Source organism: Dokdonella sp. (assembly GCF_041395345.1).
Lineage (GTDB): Bacteria > Pseudomonadota > Gammaproteobacteria > Xanthomonadales > Rhodanobacteraceae > Dokdonella.
Window position 1 is genome coordinate 91,581 of record NZ_JAWLAR010000002.1, and the last position, 21,565, is coordinate 113,145.

Below are 21,565 nucleotides of genomic sequence, written 5' to 3' on the forward strand. Positions count from 1 at the left end.
TTTCGGCGTAGGTGACGATGAAACGGGTGATTTCCGCACTCGACAGGTCTGCCGAGAAATTGGCGCGGTCTGCATAGGTCTGGATGTCAGCAGAAGTGACGGCGGCGGCATTGGCCAGCGCACTGCAACCGATAAACGCGAACATGGCTGCAGCCAGAGAGGTACGACGTAACGCTGTGATCGAATCCGAATTCACAGTTATCTCCAGTGTTGAAGAATGATCGTATGAGTGCTGCGTTGCAGCACCCCCTTGATGGGGTCTCCGTCCACCTCCCGCGCCGCTGCATCGGATCTTTGTCCGAATCGAATCACACTGTCTTGTCATCCGCGACTGATCGAACAGGCACCCCTACCTGAACGATCCTTTGTTTACTTCCCAAGATTTCGGGTTTGTGGAAACCCGTCGAACCTATAGAGCCCAACGAAACTCATGTGTGATCGCCATCACATTTTTCGGATTCAGCGTTTGCGGATCAGGCTGACCACTTTTGGCTTCGTTGCAAAAAGTGCAAGGAAAACAACAAGCAGGATCGGCGGCGCCCAGTAGAAGGTCCGGATCCAGCCCAGCGCGCTGTTGGCGGAACCGGAAAGGGTCAGGTCCATGGCCAGGTTGGGCTCGCTGAGGATGTGCTCCACGAAGGGCTCGGTCGCATCGGTCATCAGGCTTGTGCCGATGCCATGCAGCGAGCCGAACAGCCCGTCCAGCGGCGTCCCCAGGGCGATGTAGGTCGAGGCCAGGATGGCTTCGGCGTGGGCTGACTTGACCATGTGGGCGCCGATCTCGGGCAAATCCGGCACCGCTCCCCAGATCACCAGATCGCCGAAAAGGGCGAGCAGGAACAGTACAAAGGCGATCTTGTGCAGGTGCTTTCTCATGGCCCGGATCCGTCAGTTCGCGTCGCTTCAGGGTATGCCCAGGCCATGGTCGGCGTAAACTGTGCTGCAGCGCACGGCGACGTTTCCGGGCTTCAGCCACTCTCCGTGCGTAGGTGCGCAGCATGTGCCGGGCTGGAGGACTCTTCGGGCCGTGTTTGCGCCCCGCATCCATGGGCTGAGACGCACATCGAGCTTCAGGACAACGCTTCACGAGCCATCGTACCAGTGGCGTTCACGAGCCGAATGGCTGGTCATCCAGCGCTTGTTTCCATCCATGCAAATCAAGGGCAGTAAAGGATCCCGACCATTGTCGGAATGACGAACAAGGAACCATTCAGCGCCACCCGAACGCAACCCGCGGCGGATCCTTCGATCAAGAGAGCTTCTGGCGACCGTTCAATCCCGTCCAACATGATGTCTACCTCCAACGCTCCTGGCTCCATCCGTCGCACCGGGCGCGAAGCGGCCGGAGAAAAACAAATCGTCAGGTGTCGACTGCATCAATGACTGGCTCCACTCCAATCCAGGGACTGTCCGACTCGACCGCGCGTGAGGCCCTGCGCGAGCGCTGCCTGAGCCTGGTCCGCCGCTGGCAGCCGCTGGCCCGCTCAGGCTGGGACCACCATGCCGCGCGCCTGCTCGGCGAGGAGCTCGACCAGATTGCGCAGACCAGCGAGGCCCTGGGCCTGCAGGGCGTGAACGGCTCGGCACTGGAGCTGGCCGCGTACCTGTGTTCGTTCATCGACGACAAGCTGGTGCCCAACGAGCACGCGCTCGAATGCCTGGCCGGCATGGTCAACGCGCTCGGTGGCGCCCTCAATGAACTCTCGGGATCGGCCACCGCCGATGTGCGCTCGCTGCACGGCGAGGCCAGTCCGGCCGGTGTCGATGATCCGGAACTCGCGTCCCTCCCCGAAACCGGTCCCGATCTGCCGCGTGCTGCCGAAGGACCGACCTGGCTGCCGCGGGCCACCTGCCTGTTCGGCGAAACCGTCCGCGCCGCACCCGGTCTCGTGCCGGCCCTGCGCGAACGTGGCTATCAGGTCAACGATTTCGAAGACATCGAAACCCTGCTCGAATTCCTGAAGGTCGCCCGTCCCGGCGCCCTGCTCCTGGATGCGCGTTCGCTGAGCCACCTGGGCCGCATTCGAGCGCGTCTGGATGAAGGCAGGGAATCCGAACTGGCCGCGCAACCGGTGCTGCTGGTGTTCTCGCGCAACGGCGATCTCGGCGATCGCCTGCTGGCCATGCGCGCCGGAGCCGCCGGCGTGTTCAGCATGCCGCTGGACTCCCTGCGCGTGATCGCCTGCCTGGATGAACTGCTCGTGCACGCCACGCAGACGCCCTGGCGCGTACTGCTGGTGGAAGTGGACAAGGTCGCCGCCAGCGAACGCGCGCGCTGGCTGGCAGAAAAAGGCATGACCGTGCGCCTGGCCAGCAACGGACAGAGTGCGCTGGCCGCCCTGCCCGAGTTTCGTCCCGACGTTCTCGTCGTCGACCAGGAACTCTCCGATGTTCACGGCCTCGAACTGATCCAGCTGGTGCGCGAACAGACCGAGTACGCGGCCCTGCCGATCGTGCTGATGTCGGCCAGCGGCGACATTGGCCAGCGCTTCGATGCGATCGCCGCGGGCAGTGACGAGGTTCTGCTCAAACCGGTCAAGGCGCGCCATCTGACCCACGCACTGCTGTCGCGCCTGAACCGTTCGCGCCGACTGCGCGAGTTGATCGGCGCGGCGGGCGGGCGCGATCCGCGCACCGGCCTGTTCCCGCGCACCGTGCTGATCGAGAAACTGGCCGACGTGGCCGGCGACCGTTCGGCTGCGCTGATGTGCATCGCGCTGGACCGCTCGCAGGCCCTGCGTGAAGGCATCGGCATCAGCGGTCTCGCCGCACTCGATGCGCATATCGGCCAGCTGCTGCGCAGCCAGCTCGATACCACCGACATCGCCGCGCACTACCAGGATTTCCACTATTTCGTGCTCGTGCACCGGCGCTCGCGCGGCGAAGTGACGATGGTCGCCGAGGATATCCGCGCCCAGCTTGCGCAGGAACCGTGGACATTCAACGGCAAGGAATACGTGCTGACCGCGAGTATCGGGCTTGCCCTGCTCGGCGGAGAAATGATCAGCGTCGACACGATGGTGACCAATGCGGAAGCCGCGCAGATCGCCGGCACGCACATGGGCGGCAACCGCGTGCTCTGGTACGAAGCGCGCGAAGCCGCCCTGCTGCCGAGCGATCCGCTGCTGGCGGTGCGCGCCGTCATGGGACGCCCGCTGAAATCCGAACAGGCCACCTTCGACTTCCAGCCGATCGTGCCGCTGGCAGGCAAGCTCAGCGGCCAGTTCGATCTGCGTTTCCGTGTTCTCAGCACGCAGAATCCCGGCAGCTCGATCAGCTACGACGAAATGGCCCCGGCCGCAGCCGAGACCAACCAGCTCGCCGAAATCGATCGTCTGCTGCTGCAGCACACGCTGGAAATGCGCGGCGAGCAGCTCAAGCGAGGCCGCCAGTTGCGCATCTTCGTGCCGCAATCGGTTCCTTCCCTGCTCAGCGCCGATCTGTGCTGGTGGCTGGATCGGGAACTCAAGGCGCACCATCTTTCCGGCACCGGCCTGACCCTCAACCTGCCCTGCTCGCCCCTGATCGATGCCGGCGAACGCGCCCGCGAACGCATCTTCGAACTGCGCAAGCTCGGCATCCGCGTCTGCCTCAACGACTTCGGCCGCGACTGGGCCGCCGTGCACGCATTGCGCCTGCTGCAGGCCGACTTCGTGCGCCTCGATCCCACCCTCGTGCACGAACTCGGCAGCATCCGCTCGGTCGCCGACACCGTGCTCGCCCTGGTCCGCAAGGCCCACGCAGCCGGCGCCTCGGTCATCGCACCGGAAGTCGACAACATCAACCGCGCCCACCTGCTGCTGAGGCTGGGTGTCGACTACGCCGTAGGCCCCGCCTTCTCCCAACCCCTCAAGCAACCGGACTTCGATTTCTCCCGACCGCTGTGGTGAGTGGAGCCGGGATTGGGGATTGGGGATTGGGGATTGGGGATTGGGAGACTCCTTCCGGTCGCGATGCCTCTTCCCGCTTTTGTAGGAGGGGCGTCAGCCGCGATGCTTTTTTCGCATGTTGCGACAAGGGCCTCGCGACCGCAGGGAGTCCCCTTTTCGGGACGGCTAAAGCATGCTCCTACGAAAACCGCGCGGTCTTCGTTCCGCCCTACACCAACGCCCTCACCCGCGCCCGCGTCATCGGCCCGAGCCTGATTCGCTCGAACAACTCCGCGACGACCGCATCATCCGGCGTCTTGCGCGCATAGCCATCGAGATCGAGCGGCACCGGTGCGTCGAGCGCAATGCCGGTCAGGCGTCGCGACAAGGTGGCCAATGCCGCATGTTCGCGTAACCTGGCCGACACGCTGGCCGCACCGCGCATGCGCAGAAAGGCGACTTCATCCGAACGCGACAACAAGGCATCCAGGGTACCGAAGTGCGACAGCAGCACCGCCGCCGTCTTCGCACCGATGCCCGGTATCCCCGGGATGTTGTCGACCGCATCACCCATCAGGGCGAGGAAATCCGCTACCTGTTCCGGATGCACGCCGAGGCGCTGCTTGACACCTTGCGCGTTCCAGCGCTGGTCGCGCGAGAAATCCCACTGCTCCACCGCATCGCCGATCAGCTGGCCAAAATCCTTGTCGGCAGAAACGATCACCGAATGGCAATCGATTTTCCCCAGCACGCTGACCGCGCTGCCGATCAGGTCGTCGGCCTCGAAGGTCGAATCGGTCAGCACGGTCATGCCGAGCGCCGCCGCAACTTCGCGGCAATAGGCGAACTGGCGATGCAATTCTTCCGGCGGCATTTCGCGATTGGCCTTGTAGTCCGGATAGATCGCGTTGCGGAACGAGCTGGTCAGCGATTCGTCGAAACAGATCGCGGCATGGGTCGGCTTCGCGCGTTCGAGCAAGTCCAGCAGGAATCGGGTGAAACCGTGCACCGCATTGACCGGATGTCCGTCGACATCGGTGAAATCCGAAGGAATGGAATGCCAGGCTCGAAACACATAGATGCTGGCATCCACCAGGTAGGCGGACGTGCCCCGCTCAGCGCTCACGGCGTCCACTCGCCCAGCACGTCGGCCAGCTCCGCACGCGGATGCTCGCAGGCCACCTCCAGCGCCGTACCGATGTGGACAAAACCGATGACCCGCTCGCCCTCGTCCAGCCCAAGCAGCTTGCAGACCTCAGGCTCATAGGCGGCCCAACCGGTCAGCCACTGCGCCCCGAACCCGAGCGCCTGCGCGCCGAGCAGGAGGTTGTAGGCCACACAACCTGCCGACAGCACCTGCTCCTGTTCCGGCACCTTGTGCCCGGACTGCACGCGGGCAATGACCACCACGATCACCGGCGCATTCAGATAGCGCTCGCGATCCTTGATCAGGGCAGCCTCGCCCGCCCCCGGATCAACCTGCTCGTGAATCCGCGCCAGCTGCTCGCCAAACGAACGTCGCGCCTCATCACGAACCAGCAGCAATCGCCACGGCGCCAGGCGCCCATGATCCGGCACCCGGATCGCCGCACTCAGCAACGCATCAAGCTGCTGCGCATCCGGACCCGGCGCACCCAACTGACGCGAAGGCACCGACAAACGGTTTTCGAGAAATTCCAGAGACATCGGCAAACCCTGACAAGACTCCCCACAGTCTACCCAATGCCCCAGCCGCACCCCAGCGTATGGCCCCTGAAACACCAACAGGGCCTCTAGCCCTGCTTCCATCTCCAACTGGCGGAAGGCCATATCACTCCACAACGTCTCGATCTGCTTCCTTCTCCCGCTGGCGGGAGAAGGTCCCGGAGGGGGATGAGGGTGGTGCTCTTGATTCGCGAGTTTGTTCTCACGCTCCGTAGGCCCACCCTCACCAGCCTGTCGGCAGCCTCTCCCGCCAGCGGGAGAGGCACATCACCCCATAACGTCACGCTCTGCTTCCTTCTCCCGCTGGCGGGAGACCAAACGGCAGGATTGCCGTTTTGAGCAGCGAATGCTGCCCGTAGGGCGAGCACCAGGGATGGTGCGAGTTCAAGTCCCGGAGGGGGATGACGACTGCATGGATGCAGGAGGTAGAGGTCGCTCCAGCGCCTCCTGCGCCCGCGTCACTCGCACATCCCTGTGCTTCGCTACGCAGGAGCAGTCGCCGAGGGTGGTGCTCCTGATTTTGGCCCAACCCCGCTTCCATCCTCGCCAATCCAGCACAAACAGCCGGCCTGCATCCCTCCCCTCGACCTATTTCAACTTCCGGGCTAGGATGCAGGCCGGACTTCATGTCGAGGGGGAGCCATGCCGGTTGTCGTTGCCGTATTGCGCGAGTCTGCCGAGGGCGAGCGCCGCGTAGCGCTGACTCCTGAAGTCGCGAAGAAACTCAAGGCGCGTGGCGCCCAGATCGTCATGGAGAAATCGGCCGGTACCTCGGCCTATTTCCCGGATACCGCCTTCATCGATTGCGAAGTCGTCGCCGACGGCCCCGCTGCGCTCTCGCGTGCGGATGTCCTTCTTCGCGTGCAGCCGCCGACGGTCGAGGAAATCGGCCACCTGAAAGAAGGTGCAGTCGTCATCGCCCATCTTGCGCCGCACCTGGGCCCGGAACGGGTCAAGGCCATGCGCGATCGCAAGATCACTTCATTCGCCATGGAACTGCTGCCGCGCACCACGCGCGCCCAGGCCATGGACGTGTTGTCCTCCCAGGCAGGCGTCACCGGCTACAAGGCCGTGCTGATCGCCGCCGAACGCGCACCGAAGTTCTTCCCGATGCTGACCACCGCCGCCGGTACGATCCGCCCGAGCAAGGTGCTGATCGTCGGTGCCGGCGTCGCCGGACTGCAGGCCATCGCCACGGCCAAGCGCCTCGGCGCCCAGGTGGAAGGTTTCGACGTGCGCCCGGAAACACGCGAGCAGATCGAATCACTCGGCGCGAAATTCCTCGACCTCGGCGTTTCCGCCGCCGGAGCAGGCGGTTATGCCCGCGAACTGACCGCCGAGGAACGCGAGCAGCAACAGCAAGCCCTGGCCAACCATCTGAAGAATATCGATGTGGTGGTCACCACCGCAGCGGTGCCCGGGCGCAAGGCGCCGCGCATCATCAATGCGGCGATGATCGCCGGCATGAAGCCCGGTGCGGTGATCGTCGATATCGCCGCCGATTCCGGCGGCAATGTCGAATTCAGCGAAGCCAACAAGACCGTCGTCACCGACAACGGCGTCAGCGTGATCGGCACCAGCAACCTGCCGGCCACCACGCCGATCAACGCCAGCGAAATGTACGCACGCAACCTCTACAACTTCCTCGAGCTTTCGCTCGCCGACGGCGTACTGACCCTGGACTGGGATGACGAACTCATCGCCAAGACCTGCCTGACCCACGCCGGCGAGATTAAGCACGAACCGACCAAGCAGGCGATCGAAGGAGCCTCCTCATGATCGACGGATTTCTCGCCCTCTACATCTTCATGCTCGCCGCCTTCACCGGCAAGGAAATCATCGGTCGCGTTCCGGTCATCCTGCACACGCCGCTGATGTCGGGCTCGAACTTCGTCCACGGCATCGTCCTGGTCGGCGCCATGATCGCGCTGGCCCACGCCGATTCGACCCTGGCCAAGACCATCGGCTTCATCGGCGTCGTACTCGGTGCCGGCAATGCGGCAGGCGGCTATGTGGTCACCGAGCGCATGCTCGAGATGTTCAAGTCGAGCAAGGACAAGAAATAGTCAAACGGGCGCTTGCTGCGCTGCAAGCGCTGCGCACTGCACCTCCGCGGCACCGACGGCCAGCCAGAACACTGCGCAAGCCGACCAAGACATTCACCATGTAATTCGGGGAAAAGCGACATGGCCATGCAAGAAATGCTGATCTGGATCGCCAAGGCGAGCTACTTTCTGGCCGCCGTGCTGTTCATCCTCGGCATCAAGCGCATGTCCTCGCCGGTCACCGCGCGCAAGGGCATCATCCAGGCCGGCATCGGCATGGTCATCGCCACCCTGGCGACCTTCGCCATCACCGGCGCCCACAACATCGAACTGATTCTGCTCGGCATCGCCGTCGGCGTGATCCCGACCTGGCTCTGGGGCAAGAAGGTCGCGATGACCGACATGCCGCAGATGGTGGCTCTGTTCAACGGCATGGGCGGCGGATCCGCTGCCGCGATCGGCGCCGGCGAGCTGCTGAAGTTCTCCGATCCAACCTCCGGATCGCATCCGATGGTCACGGTGACACTGGCCGTGCTCGGCGCGCTGATCGGATCGGTATCGATGACCGGCTCGATCATCGCCTGGGCCAAGCTCGATGGCGTGCTCGACAAGCGCTTCAACTTCCCGGGCCAGCAGGTCTTCAACTTCCTGATCTTCGCCGCAGCGCTGGTCGCCGGCATCGCCCTGATCGCCTGGCAGGTGGAGCCCTGGCTGATCGTGGCCTTCTTCGCCCTGGCCCTGCTGTTCGGCATCCTCATGACCCTGCCGATCGGCGGCGCCGACATGCCGGTGGTCATTTCCCTGTTCAACGCGCTGACCGGCCTGGCCGTGGCCTTCGAAGGCTACGTGATGCAGATCGAGGCGCTGATCATCGCCGGTACCGTGGTCGGTGCCGCCGGCACCTACCTGACCCAGCTCATGGCCAAGGCGATGAACCGCCCGATCAGTGGCGTGCTGTTCTCCAATTTCGGCGGCGGCGGCGAAGGCCAAGCGATCGAAGGCGCACAGAAACCGATCGAAGCCAGCGACGCAGCCTCCCTGCTCTACATGGCCGAGAAAGTCATCATCGTGCCGGGTTACGGCATGGCCGTGGCCCAGGCCCAGCACAAGATCTGGGAGCTGACCCAGGCCCTGATCAAGGCCGACAAGGAAGTGCTGTTCGCGATCCACCCGGTCGCCGGCCGCATGCCCGGCCACATGAACGTGCTGCTCGCCGAAGCCGGCGTGCCCTACGACCTGATCGCCGACATGGACGACATCAACCCCGAGTTCAAGACCTGCGACGTCGCCATCGTCATCGGCGCCAACGACGTGGTCAATCCCGCCGCCAAGACCGACAAGTCCTCACCGATCTACGGCATGCCGATCCTCAATGTGGTCGACTCACGCCAGACCATCGTGATCAAGCGCGGCAAGGGCACCGGCTTCGCCGGCATCGAGAATGCCCTGTTCTATGCCGACAACACGCGCATGCTGTATGCGGATGGCAAGGATGCGGCCAATCAGCTGATTGGCGAGTTGAAGGGGATCGAGGGTGGCGGGGGCCACTGATGCCCCGTGGCGCCATCCCCTCGCACTAGCGGCTGACGAACATGACATCGGGCACGGAACGCCTGCAGCACATCGATGCGTTGCGGGCCATCGCCGCGCTGCTCGTGGTTTGGATGCACGTCAGCGAATCGTTCTACACGCTCAGTCCGCAGACCGGCGCCAGTCGATGGTTGTTTGACATCTCGCACCAGTGGGACTTCGGCCGCATCGGCGTGGTCGCCTTCTTTGTCATCAGCGGTTTTGTGATCCCCTTCAGCACGCGGCCCGGTGTGCCTGGAGCGGGCCTCGATTTCGCGATCAAGCGGCTGTTCCGGATCTACCCTGCCTACTGGCTTTCCATTCCCGCCGGGGCGTTCGCCTGCCACTGGCTGTGGGGAAAAGCATTCACGACCACCGATTTCCTCGTCAATCTGACCCTGATGCAGGACCTCGCAGGCGTGCCCCCTGCCATCGGCCTGTACTGGACACTGCTGGTCGAACTGGCGTTCTACGCGATCTGCCTCGTGTTCCTCGTGACAGGGAATATCCGCAACTATTCGCGGATCGCCGCATTCTCCGGAGGTCTCGCACTGATCGTTCTAGTGTGGCTGATCGCCCAAGGCCAGGGTCACACGCTGTTTTTCTACGGCATCACCCTGTGGCTGGTGCATCTTTCGATCATGTCGATGGCTACGCTGTTTCGGGCCTGGTACGACCGTGAACTGAAGGATCCTGCCGCCCGCATCACCTTCTACGCACTCGTCCTCTTCTACCTGGTCGGCTATCCCCTGGTCTCGACCCTGATCGCCGGACTGCCCTGGGGCTACACGGTGCCCTACTCAATCGGCATCGGCATCGTCCTGCTCGGCGCAACGGTGCTTCGCATCCGAAATCCGCTGATGACGTGGCTCGGTCAGATCAGCTACTCGATCTACCTGTTCCACCCCGTGGTCTTCTACACGACGCTGTCGATTCTCTACCGGCTACCGGTGGATTCCTGGTGGAGAACCCGACATCTCAGCGTCTATCTGGGCGTCATCACAATGATCACGATCTGCATCGCCGCGGCCGTTTATGACTTTGTTGAGAAGCCGTGTATCAGGTTGGGGCGGCGGTTGGCGGACAGGGTGACGCGGGATCGCGTGGGGTTGGCGGCGGTTTGTGAGTGAGGGGGTGTTGGTCTGGGCGCCGGGGCCGACTAGTCCTCATTTATCTACGGGATGCCGATCCTCAATGTGGTCGAAGCCCGCCAGACGATTGTGATCAAGTGGGGCAAGTGGATGGGGTTTGCCGGGATTGAGAATGCGTTGTTCTATGCGGATAACACACGGATGTTGGATGTGGATGGTAAGGAGGCGGCCAATCAGCTGATTGGCGAGTTGAAGGCCATTGAGGGGGTGGGCGGCATTGATCGGGCACAGAGATATAGGCCTCTTGCCCACTTAGTTCCTTGGCATTACGTCTAAAGCGGAAGCGGCAAACTAAGCATCACGATAGTGAACCCACTAGCATAAAGAAATAGGCTTGAGATCCCTTAAACCTTATTACTCCTCGATCTTCAGACTATCGAAAGTCCAACGACCTCTGATCGCGCGTATAGAACCTGCCTACTACAAACTTTTCGTTATTCAGCTCATCGGCGATCATTGCCGTGCCGAAGATAATCTGATTTTCCGCCGGGCCATTCTCGCTAGTGGCTAGTATCAATCGCAGGAAATTTTGACTACGCGCAGCCTCCATCCCTTTGTCCTCGATCGTATCAAGCATCACAAACCGCGGGTGTCTGAAGTAAGAATTCTGCATTGCTGATGCATGAAAGCCTAAAAAAAAGGCGCTCCTAAGTACCGCGCGGGAACTCGCCGAAAAATAGGTATGACCATCAACGCTAATTCGATTGTCACCAAAGCTAAAATCAACTTTTTTTGGATTCTCGAACGAGTCTTGCCGATTCAGATCTTGCGCCAGCAACCCTCTCACGCTCTCAGATATTGAAAAATAGGCATCCTTGAGGCGATTCTGCTGACTCAAAACAAGCTGCTCATTTCGAATCTTCAACCGCGTTAGACTGTCATTCAGTGTCGCTTTTTGCTTTGACAGTGAATCTACAACCTCCATCAACTTCGCCTTTTCCGCGAGATCCTCATCTCGGCGGTCAAGGTACCCTATGCGCTTGTACATCTCGCTCACTCTGAACTCTTGCTCATTTGTAGGGCGGCGCTGCAAGTCAGTATTTTCGCGCGGCAACGCCCCACTCCAACTGCGCAGCGTTCAGCGACGCTTCCACCGTAGCTAGGCGAACACCCCGTTCCTCTTGCAATAACTTCGACTGCCTCAGTTGGAGTGTGACTTCATTGATTAGTCCACCGATTCTCTCTAATGGAATACCTGAGTCACAAATTGAATCGCCCCGGCTTTTCCGGAGGCTCCAACCTTTGAGAGGATGGAGTCATGAAGAAATCAGAAAGAGTGTCACCGGAATCCCGCGAGCGGGCAGTTCGAATGGTTCTGGATCATCAGGCGGAGTATTCGTCGCAGTGGGCCGCGATGAGTTCGATCAGTGCAAAAATTGGCTGCACCACAGAAACATTGAGACGCTGGGTGCGTCAGGCCGAGCAGGATCAAGGCTTGCGTGCAGGTCCTACCTCGGAAGAGCAGGAACGCATCAAGGCGCTTGAGCGTGAGGTTCGAGAGCTGCGTCAGGCGAATGAGATTCTGCGCAAGGGACCAGCGCTTATTTTGCCCAGGCGGAGCTCGACCGCCCATTCAAACGATGACAGCGTTCATCAACGATCACCGAGATGTCTACGGAGTCGAGCCGATCTGCAAGGTCCTGCCGATCGCTCCGTCAACTTACTACGAGCAGGCTGCAAGGCGAGCTGATCCCGCCCTTCGTCCTGTGCGTGCAATCCGTGATGAGGCGTTGTGCCCTGAGATTCTGCGCGTATGGCGCGAGAACAAGGAAGTCTACGGCGCACGCAAGGTATGGAAGCAGATGCTTCGGGAAGGTATCCAGATCGCTCGCTGCACGGTAGCCCGGTTGATGAAGAGGCTGGGCCTGAAAGGCGTAAACGAGGCCGGGTTGTGAGGACCACCTACAGCAACAAAGCGGCTGCATGCGAATGACCTTGTAAACCGGCAGTTCCAGGCTGAACGTCCAAATGCGCTCTGGGTATCGGACTTCACCTATGTCTCGACCTGGCAAGGCTTCGTCTATGTCGCATTTGTCATCGACGTGTTCGCCCGTCGGATCGTGGGTTGGAAAGTATCAAGCTCATCGCGAACCGACTTCGTGCTCGATGCGCTTGAGCAGGCGCTGCATGCCCGTCGACCGACCCAGGGCGGTCTGATCCACCACAGTGACCGAGGCGTGCAGTACGTCTCGATCCGTTACACGGAACGTCTGGCTAAAGCCGGGATCGAGCCTTCCGTCGGTAGCGTCGGCGATTCCTACGACAACGCCTTGGCCGAAACCATTAACGGCTTGTACAAGGCCGAGGTCATCCATCGGCAGAGCTGGAAGAATCCGGACGCGGTCGAGTTCGCCACGCTGGACTGGGTGGACTGGTTCAACAACAAGCGCCTACTCGGTCCGATTGGAGACATTCCACCTGCAGAAGCCGAAGCCAACTATTATCAGCAACAGGGTGAGCTCGCCATGGCGGCGTGACTCACACAAACGAGTCTCCGGGATTCCCGGGGCGATTCAAATCGACAATTTCCTACGATGGTGAAATCTTGGGTGTCCCGGATCAGGATCAGGATCTGTCTGTAGGAAATCGTCTACTCGCGACGTAAGATGATATCGAGACTTTGGATGTCCTCGTTCCCAGTTGCTCGTTCCCAGTTGCGGATCACGGGTGTCCCAGCTCACACACACCAAGAAAGGTTTTGGGAGCAACAATGCACAAGGTAATGCGCGCAATACTTGCAGCTTGTGTGATCCAAGGCACTGCGTTGGTTGGAGCGGAGCAAACGACATTGCAAGAACTCGCCGTGGCGGTTGGGGACCGAGTTCTTCCCTTCAGCGAGCTTGAGCCGCGCTACGTCACATTGGTTGATTGCGAGACGACGCCAATTTCAGTTCTTGATGAAAATAGAAGCGGCTATTCTGACCTCCATCACATTCACAAATGGATGTTCACGTGGAACATCGAGCAGACTGATCAGGGAACCTGTGTCACCTTGAGAAGCCCGAGCGGAGGGCTATCGAGAAACGAGGCGCAACTCTTTCTCGGCGGAAGGGATGACGTTTTCGCAGGATTGGATGGTTCCTGCCTGCCCCCCATATCGGAGACGATACCAGCATGTCTTGACGACGGCATGGTGATGGCTGGCCAATTGAATCGCCCCGGCTTTTCCGGAGGCTCCAACCTTTGAGAGGATGGAGTCATGAAGAAATCAGAAAGAGTGTCACCGGAATCCCGCGAGCGGGCAGTTCGAATGGTTCTGGATCATCAGGCGGAGTATTCGTCGCAGTGGGCGCGATGAATTCGATCAGTGCAAATTGGCTGCACCACAGAAACATTGAGACGCTGGGTGCGTCAGGCCGAGCGGATCAAGGCTTGCGTGCAGGTCTACCTCAGGCAGGAACGCATCAAGGCGCTTGAGCGTGAGGTTCGAGAGCTGCGTCAGGCGAATGAGATTCTGCGCAAGGCCAGCGCTTATTTTGCCCGGCGGAGCTCGACCGCATTCAAACGATGACGCGTTCATCAACGATCACCGAGATGTCTACGAGTCGAGCCGATCTGAGTCCTGCCGATCGCTCCGTCAACTTACTACGAGCAGGCTGCAAGGCGGCTGATCCCGCCCTTCGTCCTGTGCGTGCAATCCGTGATGAGGCGTTGTGCCCTGATTCTGCGCGTATGGCGCGAGAACAAGGAAGTCACGGCGCACGCAAGGTATGGAAGCAGATGCTTCGGAAGGTATCCAGATCGCTCGCGCGTGCCCGGTTGATGAAGAGGCTGGGCCTGAAGGCGTAAACGACCGGGTTGTGAGGACCACCTACAGCAACAGCGGCTGCATGCCCGATGTTGTAAACCGCAGTTCAGGCTGAACTCCAAATGCGCTCTGGGTATCGGACTTCACCTATGTCTCGACCTGGCAAGGCTTCGTCTATGTCGCATTTGTCATCGACGTGTTCGCCGTCGGATCGTGGGTTGGAAAGTATCAAGCTCATCGCGAACCGACTTCGTGCTCGTGCCTTGAGCAGGCGCTCATGCCGTCGACCGACAGGGCGGTCTGATCACCACGGCCGAGGCTGCAGTACGTCTCGATCCGTTACGGAACGTCTGGCTAAAGCCGGGATCGAGCCTTCCGTCGGTAGCGTCGGCGTTCCTACGACAACGCCTTGGCGAAACCATTAACGGCTTGTACAAGGCCGAGGTCATCCATCGGCAGAGCTGGAAGAATCGGACGCGGTCGAGCCCGAGCGGAGGGGGCTATCGAGAAACGAGGCGCAACTCTTACTCTCGGCGGAAGGGATGACGTTTTCGCAGGATTGGATGGTTCCTGCCTGCCGCCATCCCATATCGGAGACGATCAGCCAGCATGTCTATGACGACAGGCATGGTGATGGCTACAAGGCCAATATCAGTTACGCCGTGACTGGAAGTGAGCTTGCGCCACTCGATCGGGCACAGCACGATTTTGCGGAGCGGTTGATCGACGCTGCGGCACATACTCGGTACGAACACGGTACTGACATAGATGGTTTCATTTCAATTTCCATCGGCTTCAGACTCTTACGGGCGGGAGACTTCGCCAGCATTGAAGCTAGCGGAAACCGAGTAACAAGCCGCCCCGGTACGCAGTCGTTTCGCACTACACCAATCTACGACTCGTGGTTCATGCACGTTCCGACGGGGCAACTGCTGCGCTTTGACGACTTGATGCAGTACGCCGACGTGGCGGCGGAATCGCTGCTTCACAACGGTCGCACAGTAATTTTGGAGCGCTTCTCGAGAATTTACGTATCTGCCCCAACAGAAGCGGAGCGAGCCGAGAAGACGGACTTTTTTGCTCGAAGGATTTCGCAAGCAACAGGGCTGCCGTCTCATGAATGGCGAATGTCATTGTATTTTGGTGATCCGTGCGCGCCCGCAATATTGCTGACATTCGACACGAAACCAGTTGATGTCAACAACAACGAATACATTTCAATACATTCCTCACTCATGTCGTGGAGAATGTTCATGAAACCTCAATATCGTGACGCTATACCCCTGGTCGACTAATAACAAGAACAACCGGTACACCCACAATTTGTCCTGGCAGCACCTGACGGAACGATCTGGTGATGGCAACGACCGAAAGTTGGCTTGGCGCCCGATTGAAAGGCCGAACCTCGGAATTCTGCTTGTTACCGTCTAAGCCATAACCGGTTCAGCTACAAATTGATTCCGAAGCAAATCACTCTTGTTCAAAACCGCTCTTGAACAGAAGATCGGTTTTGAACAGGCTGACAAGATTGGCTGCTGGTTGTCCCACGATCAGCGTATCCCGAGATGCGTCATAAGCAGACACCAAAGAATTGCCACGGTGCGCTTCCGATCCGCGAACGCTATTTAACGCGGTGATCGGTCCAAAAATGCCAATCGAGCCTCGACCAAAGCTCACAGCACCGGCGCTCTCAATCGCTCCGTTGTTCCACAGTGAACTCACCACAAGATAGTTGCCGTTGCCGACCAAGAACACACCGCCGTCGCCGACGCTGTCACCGGAACGAGTACCGACGAGGGAATTTGCCGCCGTGACTTCACCCACTAAGCCAGTTATGCCATTTGCCCAGGAAACGGCCCCCGCGAACACAATCGAGCCATCGCTCCATTGAGGGCTGTTCACCACATAGCCGCCGTTGCCAAGCGAAGTCACCCCCAGACTGCCAATTCGGTCATTTGCGGTGACCCCCACCAGGGAATTTGCGGACGTAACTTCGCCTGAAGAACCAATATTGCCGTTGGCCCATGTCACTGCACCTGCATCAGCGCTCGCGCCGTTGTCCCAGTCAGGGCTGATTACCACATAGTTGCCGTTACTGAGCGAAGTCACCCCCTGACTGCCAATTCGGTCCTCTGCAGTGCCCCCTACCAAGGAATTGGCCACCGATACTTCGCCCGAAAGACCAATGTTGCCATTGGCCCAAGTCACCGCCCCAATGCCGCCACCCCAATACCTGCTGCCACGACATAGTTGCCGTTACTTAGCGCGGCAACGTCGATGCCGACCATGTCGTCCGTATTCGTTCGGTCAGCGAATTGGCCGTCGAGACCACGCCAATCAAGCCAGTGTTGCCATTGGCCCACGTCGCTGCCCCAACATCCAAGAGCGCACCGTCGTTCCATTCTGGACTCTTCACGACATAGTGACCGTTGCTCAGCGCTGTCACACTGTTGACGCCCACACGGTCATCCTCGGAAGCGCCAACCAGGGAATTGACTACCGAGACTTCACCGGACAGGCCTACGCTACCATTGGCCCAAGTCACCGCCCCGGCATTGATGACTGCGCCGTTGTCCCAACCGGCGCTGGACACGACGTAGTGGCCGTTGCTGAGCATGGTCACGCCGTTTCCGCCGACGAAGTCTCCCGCGGTCGTACCAACCAGGGAATTGACCGCCGAGACCTCCCCCACCAGACCAGCGTTGCCATTTACCCAAGTCACCGCGCCGGCACTCGCAGCAGGACCGTTGCTCCAGAATGGGCTCTTCACCACAAAGTGGCCGCTGCTTAGCGCGGCAACACCGTCATAGCTGTAGCCGATGCGATCGTTCGTCGAACTCCCTACCAAAGAGTTGGCCGCCGAGACCACGCCCGTCAAGGCAAAGTTGCCATTAGCCCAGGTCACAGCCCCGGCATCCGTGTTCGCGCCATTGTCCCAAGCCGTGCTGCTCACCACATAGTGGCCGTTGCTGAGCGCTGTCACGCCGTTTCCCCCGACGAAGTCTTCCGCTGTCGTGCCTACCAGGGAATTGGTCTGGGAAATTTCACCCGATAGGCCCGTGTTACCGTTGGCCCAGGTCACAGCCCCAGCATCCACGATCTCGCCGTTGTCCCAATAATAGCTGGGTACGACATAGTTCCCGTTGGTCAGCGCAGTCACTCCGCGGTAACCAAACGTGTAACCAACACGGTCGTTCGGCTTGCTCCCGACAAGAGAGTTGGCCGCTGACACTGCTCCCGACAAACCACCATTTCCATCAGCCCAAGTCACCGCCCCCGCGTCAGCATTGCTGCCGTTGTCCCACGCGGGGCTGGATACTATAAAATTGCCATTGCTCAGCTCGGTGACACCGATGAAGAAGCCATAGCTATCGCCAACGCGGTCGTTCGCCTTTGTCCCAACCAGGGAGTTGGCCGTAGAAATCACGCCCGACATTCCCGTATTGCCATTGACCCAGGTGACTGCCCCAGCATTTGCGTTTGCACCATTGCTCCAACTCGGGCTGCTCACTACAAAATTGCCGTTTCCCAGAACCGTGATCTTGCTATCAATCAGGTCGTTGGGACTACTGCCGCTGAAGACGCTGATCTGAGTGCCCGTCGGACTGTACAGGTAGACCCGGCCTTCACCTGAGGCTCCGCCAGCCGAATCAATGACCACGATGTTGCCGTTTGGTAGCACCGCAACCGCTGCTCCGAAGCCGTCGGCACCTGCTGGACCAGCAATATCTATCTGCTGCGCACGGGTTGCCGCCGCATTGGCAAGCAGGATCAGGCAGGCAAGCCCACCAACGAGCGTGCCGAAACTTGAATTGCGCAACATCTCCATCTCCCTGTTTTTATGCGTCCCTGGATTTTTTTCGGGCAACCTTGCACACACCAGCCTGTGTGCAAGAATGAATTTCGGCTTGAGTGTCTTATGCCGAAACCTTAGATTTCACACGCAATTCTACACTAGCGGCACTACCGGAAATCGCTGGGAAACAACAACGAGGTTCGGGACACCCACTACCTGATCCCTCGCGCTCGCCTACAATCGGCAATCCGGGACACCCACTATTCCGCATGCCCATCTAGATTGTGCACAACTGGGACACCCGCTATCTGGCCCCCAATGCTTGGCGAAATCATGGGCGTTCCGGACCAACCCGTTGATTGAAAAATCAAACGCAACACAACTGGGACACCCAAACGCAACACAACCGGGACATCCAAAGATTGCGCAGGCGCACCTGGCGGCAATAGCTCGCGTGGTAGCAAGTGAGAATTGACTCATCAACCGGAAATTTGCCCGGAGTACGTGCAATTTCTCAATGCCGGATAGAGTCTAGAGGCGTGAATTGAAGATAAAGGAATTCTGGATGTCCCCGTCTTATCTCCCCCTCTTAATCCGTCGACTTACTTCCCCCGTCTTACTTCCCCCGTCTTACTACTGTTCGTGACGTTCGACACTAGTTTTCTGGAAGAGCTGCCAAAACCGTGCATTGGAATCAGAGCCCTGTGAAACCCGCCATGCCATTCAAGTTCCTACCATCGCAGAAGTGCGTGCTGTTGTTGGCACTCTTCGTCACAGGCAATGCGTCTGCGACGTGGTCGATCATCGTCGACAACCCCACGACCGGCACCATCGCGGTTGCTGGCGCCTCATGCTCTTACCTCGTGTACGGGATCGCCGAGGTGGTGCCCGGCAAGGGTGTCGTCATCGTCCAGGCAGCGAGCAACGCACAGGCGCGCACGGATGCGGTGAAGTGGCTTGCGGAGGATGTGCCGCCCGAGAAGATCCTTGCGCGGATCACCGCTGCGAGCAGCACCTACGCGCCGGCGGAGCAGCAATACGCACTCCTTCTGAGCGACGGCACATCCCCGTTGGCGTTCACGGGAGACGCTGTGGAAGGCTTCAAGGGGAGCCTTGGTGCGCCGCACGTCAGTGTCCAGGCAAACACCATGGCGACCAACCAGGTGGTGCCGAAGACGTTCGCAGCGTTGCACCCCGCCAATTGGAACGACGATACCGCCATGGCTGATGACGTCATGCAGGCACTTGCAGCGGGCGCGGCTGCCGGTGGCGATAAACGCTGCCAGGGAACCGGTAGCGCGAGCGCCTTCGTGAGTCTGTTCCGCAAAACCGACAATCCCAATATGCCGTGGCTGACGTTGGTCATTTTCGGGCTGGAGCCGGGCAGTCAAGACGCCGTTGCCCTCCTGGATCAGCGCTATCGTAGTTGGCGCAAAACCGGAATGGCAGACCCGAGCACGCGCGTTTTTGTGGTGCCGGCGCCGGTTGCCGTCGAACGTGCGGAATAGCCAACAACCGGGACACTCACAATTGACAAGCCGGACAACCCGGACACCCACGATCTGGTCCCCAATGCCTGGCGATAACATGGGGCGAAATCATGGGCATCCCTGATCAACCCGGGTGATCGATACTGGGGCATTGGGTATCCCGGTCTTGCTTTCCTTGTCGGCAAGTCGGGTCAATTCAGTGGCCGGCAATGCAACCATGGGTACTTGGAACGTATCCGCTTGAAAACCGCACGCTCACCCCTGGAATACGCATGTATTCTCGAGGCGCAAGTTCTCGAGAATACATGCTCGTGATTGCCAACCTTGTCGGTTGAGATGCGCCCTTCTCCACTCTCGAACCCAATCGCATGAGCAATGACGCAACGCAGCTTGAACCTCCTGATCCAGGTCCCAGCATTCTGACGGCGCCGTCGCGTACGGCACGACAGCAAATACGCGTAGCCCTACGCATGCTCTGGTCACTGCTGCTCGGCGGAACATTGGTTCTCGGGGCAATCATGGTCTTTCGGCAAGGCCTTCTGCCCCTGATCGATGTGATGTTCCAGCCGAGCCCCGAGACGCTGAGCGCTATTCGGCGCGCGGGCATCCTGTTCACGGCGATCGCGGGCTACTGGGTATACGTGCGCTTGCACGAAAGGCGAAAAGCCGACGAGTTGAGGCTGAAGCCGGTTTCTATACTCATCGGTGGAGCCAGTGGTGCCGTCCTCATCGGCATTCCGATTGCTGTTTTGTTCGCGATCGGCGCGTACGAACTCATCCTCATGCGCGGTGCTTCGACGGCGCTGTTCGGCGTGGCGGCACTGATCGGTATCGCAGCGACTCTGGAAGAACTCGTCTTTCGCTGCGTGTTGTTCCGGATAGTTGAGCGCGCCTGGGGAACGGTCATCGCGATACCGATTCAGGCAGCACTGTTTGCACTGCAGCATCTGGAGAACGTCGCACAAGGCGGAACGATCGACGCAGTGCTCATGATCGTATCGGTGACTGTTCTGGGCGCGTTCTGGGCCGGCGTGTTCGTCTTCACGCGCAACTTGTGGGCGACAGCCGCCAACCACGCCGCCTGGAATTTCACGATTCTGCTCAGCGGGGTGCCGCTCTCCGGCATCGAGGAGTGGCGTACTCTGGCGCCGCTCGAAATTCGCTATGCAGGGCCTGACTGGTTGACTGGTGGCATGTTCGGCCCGGAGAGCTCTGTGCTGGTCATCGCCGTCGCCACGGTCGCTACGATTCTGCTACTGACTGCGGCGCGGCGACGTGGGAAGTTTATCGCGCAGGCGGCCAGAAATTAGCAGGCGACAACTGGGACACGCACAATTTGCGGGAATGCTCAGTACGTGAAAACTGATATCGGCAACTGGAACAGACACCAACCGAAACACCCACCATTTGTACCTCGGTCGATTCCGCAAGCGATACGCCCCGGTCAATAGTGCTGGAGTCGAATTCCAGCAAGACTGATCAGCTCAACCATTTCCCTGCCCCGCCGAACTGTCCCCGAAGGCCGCATTGTGCGGCGCCCGTGCTCGTTACACGCTGGCTCCCAAAGGCACTGTAGCAGCGTTCCTTCAACCCGCTGCCTCAGCACGAATCACCGCGAGCCGGGCATCGATCACGCTGCGCGGCAAGCCGAACGCATCGGTGAGCGTTTCGAGCGCGGCGCGCTCGTGGTTGAAGACGCGGCCGTCGGCGGCGACGAGGCGCAGCAGCGTGTCGTAGAGGCGACTGATCTCGGGGCTGCCTTTGGGATGCTGTGCTAGAAAGCGCGCGACCTCGGCGGCAACATCGATTTTGCGATGCTGGCCACGCAGGAAGGCGGCCTTGGCGATGGCCTTGCCTTTGGTTGGCAGCTTGAGTTCCTCAACGAGGCGGTTGGCAAATTCGGCCTCGTGGCTGGTGACAACGCCATCGGCCTTGGCGAGCCAGCCGATCAGGCCAAACGTCACTTCGAGCGTAACGCGCCGCGTCTCATCCAGTGTGCCCCCCGAGAACAGCCCGCCCATTGCCGAGCGCAGGTCGCGCAGCACACCTCCGAAACCTTCGTCGCCCATGATTCTTCTCCCTGCCCTTGCCCGCGCCCATGATGCGACGAACGGCCGTTCGGCGGAAGAGGGAACAACCCGCACGCGCGGTCCGGGACCGACGTGACCCCGCTTTGAGCAGCAGTTCGAGCGA

Annotated in this window: 17 protein-coding genes, 4 pseudogenes and 2 other annotated features; of the genes and pseudogenes, 13 read left to right on the top strand and 8 right to left on the bottom strand. The window is 60.1% G+C overall.

Annotation, left to right across the window (positions count from 1 at the left end):
• Positions 1-459: 459 nt before the first annotated feature.
• Positions 460-876 carry a hypothetical protein gene (locus tag R3F00_RS02450; RefSeq protein ID WP_371280118.1) on the bottom strand — a complete coding sequence of 139 codons (417 nt, stop codon included), beginning with the start codon at positions 874-876 and terminating at the stop codon, positions 460-462.
• Between the two features lie 503 nt (positions 877-1,379).
• Here R3F00_RS02450 and R3F00_RS02455 point away from each other — a divergent pair.
• Positions 1,380-3,890 (top strand): EAL domain-containing protein, encoded by a 2,511-nt coding sequence (locus R3F00_RS02455; protein WP_371280119.1) that lies wholly within the window; start codon positions 1,380-1,382, stop codon positions 3,888-3,890.
• A 208-nt stretch (positions 3,891-4,098) separates the two neighbouring features.
• On the opposite strand, the gene R3F00_RS02460 is transcribed toward R3F00_RS02455, so the two are convergent.
• Both R3F00_RS02460 and R3F00_RS02465 read right to left on the bottom strand, forming a co-directional pair.
• Positions 4,099-4,995 (bottom strand): 5'-3' exonuclease H3TH domain-containing protein, encoded by an 897-nt coding sequence (locus tag R3F00_RS02460; RefSeq protein ID WP_371280120.1) that lies wholly within the window; start codon positions 4,993-4,995, stop codon positions 4,099-4,101.
• Positions 4,992-5,555, bottom strand: a complete 564-nt coding sequence (locus R3F00_RS02465) for a nitroreductase (protein WP_371280121.1) — start codon at positions 5,553-5,555, stop codon at positions 4,992-4,994. The genes R3F00_RS02460 and R3F00_RS02465 overlap by 4 nt, the downstream gene beginning before the upstream one ends.
• A gap of 660 nt (positions 5,556-6,215) precedes the next feature.
• Between R3F00_RS02465 and R3F00_RS02470 the strand changes: the two genes are divergently transcribed.
• The 5 genes and pseudogenes from R3F00_RS02470 to R3F00_RS02490 form a co-directional block, all read left to right on the top strand.
• Positions 6,216-7,352 carry an NAD(P) transhydrogenase subunit alpha gene (locus tag R3F00_RS02470; RefSeq protein WP_371280122.1) on the top strand — a complete coding sequence of 379 codons (1,137 nt, stop codon included), beginning with the start codon at positions 6,216-6,218 and terminating at the stop codon, positions 7,350-7,352.
• Positions 7,349-7,639, top strand: a complete 291-nt coding sequence (locus R3F00_RS02475) for an NAD(P) transhydrogenase subunit alpha (RefSeq protein WP_371280123.1) — start codon at positions 7,349-7,351, stop codon at positions 7,637-7,639. The genes R3F00_RS02470 and R3F00_RS02475 overlap by 4 nt, the downstream gene beginning before the upstream one ends.
• 120 nt (positions 7,640-7,759) lie before the next feature.
• Positions 7,760-9,169 carry an NAD(P)(+) transhydrogenase (Re/Si-specific) subunit beta gene (locus R3F00_RS02480; protein WP_371280124.1) on the top strand — a complete coding sequence of 470 codons (1,410 nt, stop codon included), beginning with the start codon at positions 7,760-7,762 and terminating at the stop codon, positions 9,167-9,169.
• 80 nt (positions 9,170-9,249) lie between these two features.
• Positions 9,250-10,317 (top strand): acyltransferase family protein, encoded by a 1,068-nt coding sequence (locus R3F00_RS02485; RefSeq protein WP_371280125.1) that lies wholly within the window; start codon positions 9,250-9,252, stop codon positions 10,315-10,317.
• Positions 10,318-10,350: 33 nt separating this feature from the next.
• Positions 10,351-10,614, top strand: a pseudogene (locus R3F00_RS02490) (NAD(P)(+) transhydrogenase (Re/Si-specific) subunit beta); the annotation flags it as partial.
• 97 nt (positions 10,615-10,711) lie between these two features.
• Here the strand turns inward: R3F00_RS02490 and R3F00_RS02495 are convergent.
• Positions 10,712-11,326, bottom strand: a complete 615-nt coding sequence (locus tag R3F00_RS02495) for a hypothetical protein (protein WP_371280126.1) — start codon at positions 11,324-11,326, stop codon at positions 10,712-10,714.
• Positions 11,327-11,596: 270 nt separating this feature from the next.
• Between R3F00_RS02495 and R3F00_RS02500 the strand changes: the two are divergent.
• The 5 genes and pseudogenes from R3F00_RS02500 (at position 11,597) to R3F00_RS02520 (ending at position 15,381) form a co-directional block, all read left to right on the top strand.
• Positions 11,597-12,815, top strand: a pseudogene (locus tag R3F00_RS02500) (IS3 family transposase).
• Positions 11,877-11,993 (top strand) — a sequence feature (AL1L pseudoknot). It overlaps the preceding pseudogene by 117 nt.
• 233 nt (positions 12,816-13,048) lie before the next feature.
• Positions 13,049-13,525, top strand: a complete 477-nt coding sequence (locus R3F00_RS02505) for a hypothetical protein (RefSeq protein ID WP_371280127.1) — start codon at positions 13,049-13,051, stop codon at positions 13,523-13,525.
• A gap of 120 nt (positions 13,526-13,645) precedes the next feature.
• Positions 13,646-13,849 carry a hypothetical protein gene (locus R3F00_RS02510; protein WP_371280129.1) on the top strand — a complete coding sequence of 68 codons (204 nt, stop codon included), beginning with the start codon at positions 13,646-13,648 and terminating at the stop codon, positions 13,847-13,849.
• Positions 13,807-13,915: a sequence feature (AL1L pseudoknot), on the top strand. Its footprint overlaps the gene before it by 43 nt.
• A 349-nt stretch (positions 13,916-14,264) precedes the next feature.
• Positions 14,265-14,390, top strand: a pseudogene (locus R3F00_RS02515) (hypothetical protein); the annotation flags it as partial.
• Between the two features lie 238 nt (positions 14,391-14,628).
• Positions 14,629-15,381: a hypothetical protein gene (locus tag R3F00_RS02520; RefSeq protein WP_371280130.1), complete on the top strand. Its 753-nt coding sequence runs from the start codon at positions 14,629-14,631 to the stop codon at positions 15,379-15,381.
• 175 nt (positions 15,382-15,556) lie between these two features.
• Here the strand turns inward: R3F00_RS02520 and R3F00_RS02525 are convergent, their stop codons facing one another.
• The 3 genes and pseudogenes from R3F00_RS02525 to R3F00_RS02535 form a co-directional block, all read right to left on the bottom strand.
• Positions 15,557-16,195: a hypothetical protein gene (locus tag R3F00_RS02525; protein WP_371280306.1), complete on the bottom strand. Its 639-nt coding sequence runs from the start codon at positions 16,193-16,195 to the stop codon at positions 15,557-15,559.
• An 18-nt stretch (positions 16,196-16,213) separates the two neighbouring features.
• Positions 16,214-16,312 (bottom strand): annotated as a pseudogene (locus R3F00_RS02530) (hypothetical protein); the annotation flags it as partial.
• A gap of 34 nt (positions 16,313-16,346) precedes the next feature.
• Positions 16,347-17,909, bottom strand: a complete 1,563-nt coding sequence (locus tag R3F00_RS02535; RefSeq protein WP_371280131.1) for a hypothetical protein — start codon at positions 17,907-17,909, stop codon at positions 16,347-16,349.
• Between the two features lie 689 nt (positions 17,910-18,598).
• On the opposite strand from R3F00_RS02535, the gene R3F00_RS02540 reads away from it, so the two are divergent.
• On the top strand, positions 18,599-19,390 hold the full coding sequence (locus R3F00_RS02540) for a DUF1028 domain-containing protein (RefSeq protein WP_371280132.1): 792 nt from the start codon (positions 18,599-18,601) through the stop codon (positions 19,388-19,390).
• Positions 19,391-19,842: 452 nt separating this feature from the next.
• Complete coding sequence (locus R3F00_RS02545; RefSeq protein WP_371280133.1) at positions 19,843-20,682, top strand: lysostaphin resistance A-like protein; 840 nt, start codon at positions 19,843-19,845, stop codon at positions 20,680-20,682.
• Positions 20,683-20,958: 276 nt separating this feature from the next.
• On the opposite strand, the gene R3F00_RS02550 is transcribed toward R3F00_RS02545, so the two are convergent.
• Positions 20,959-21,441, bottom strand: coding sequence for a TerB family tellurite resistance protein (locus R3F00_RS02550; RefSeq protein ID WP_371280134.1), 483 nt, complete (start codon positions 21,439-21,441; stop codon positions 20,959-20,961).
• Positions 21,442-21,565: the final 124 nt, after the last annotated feature.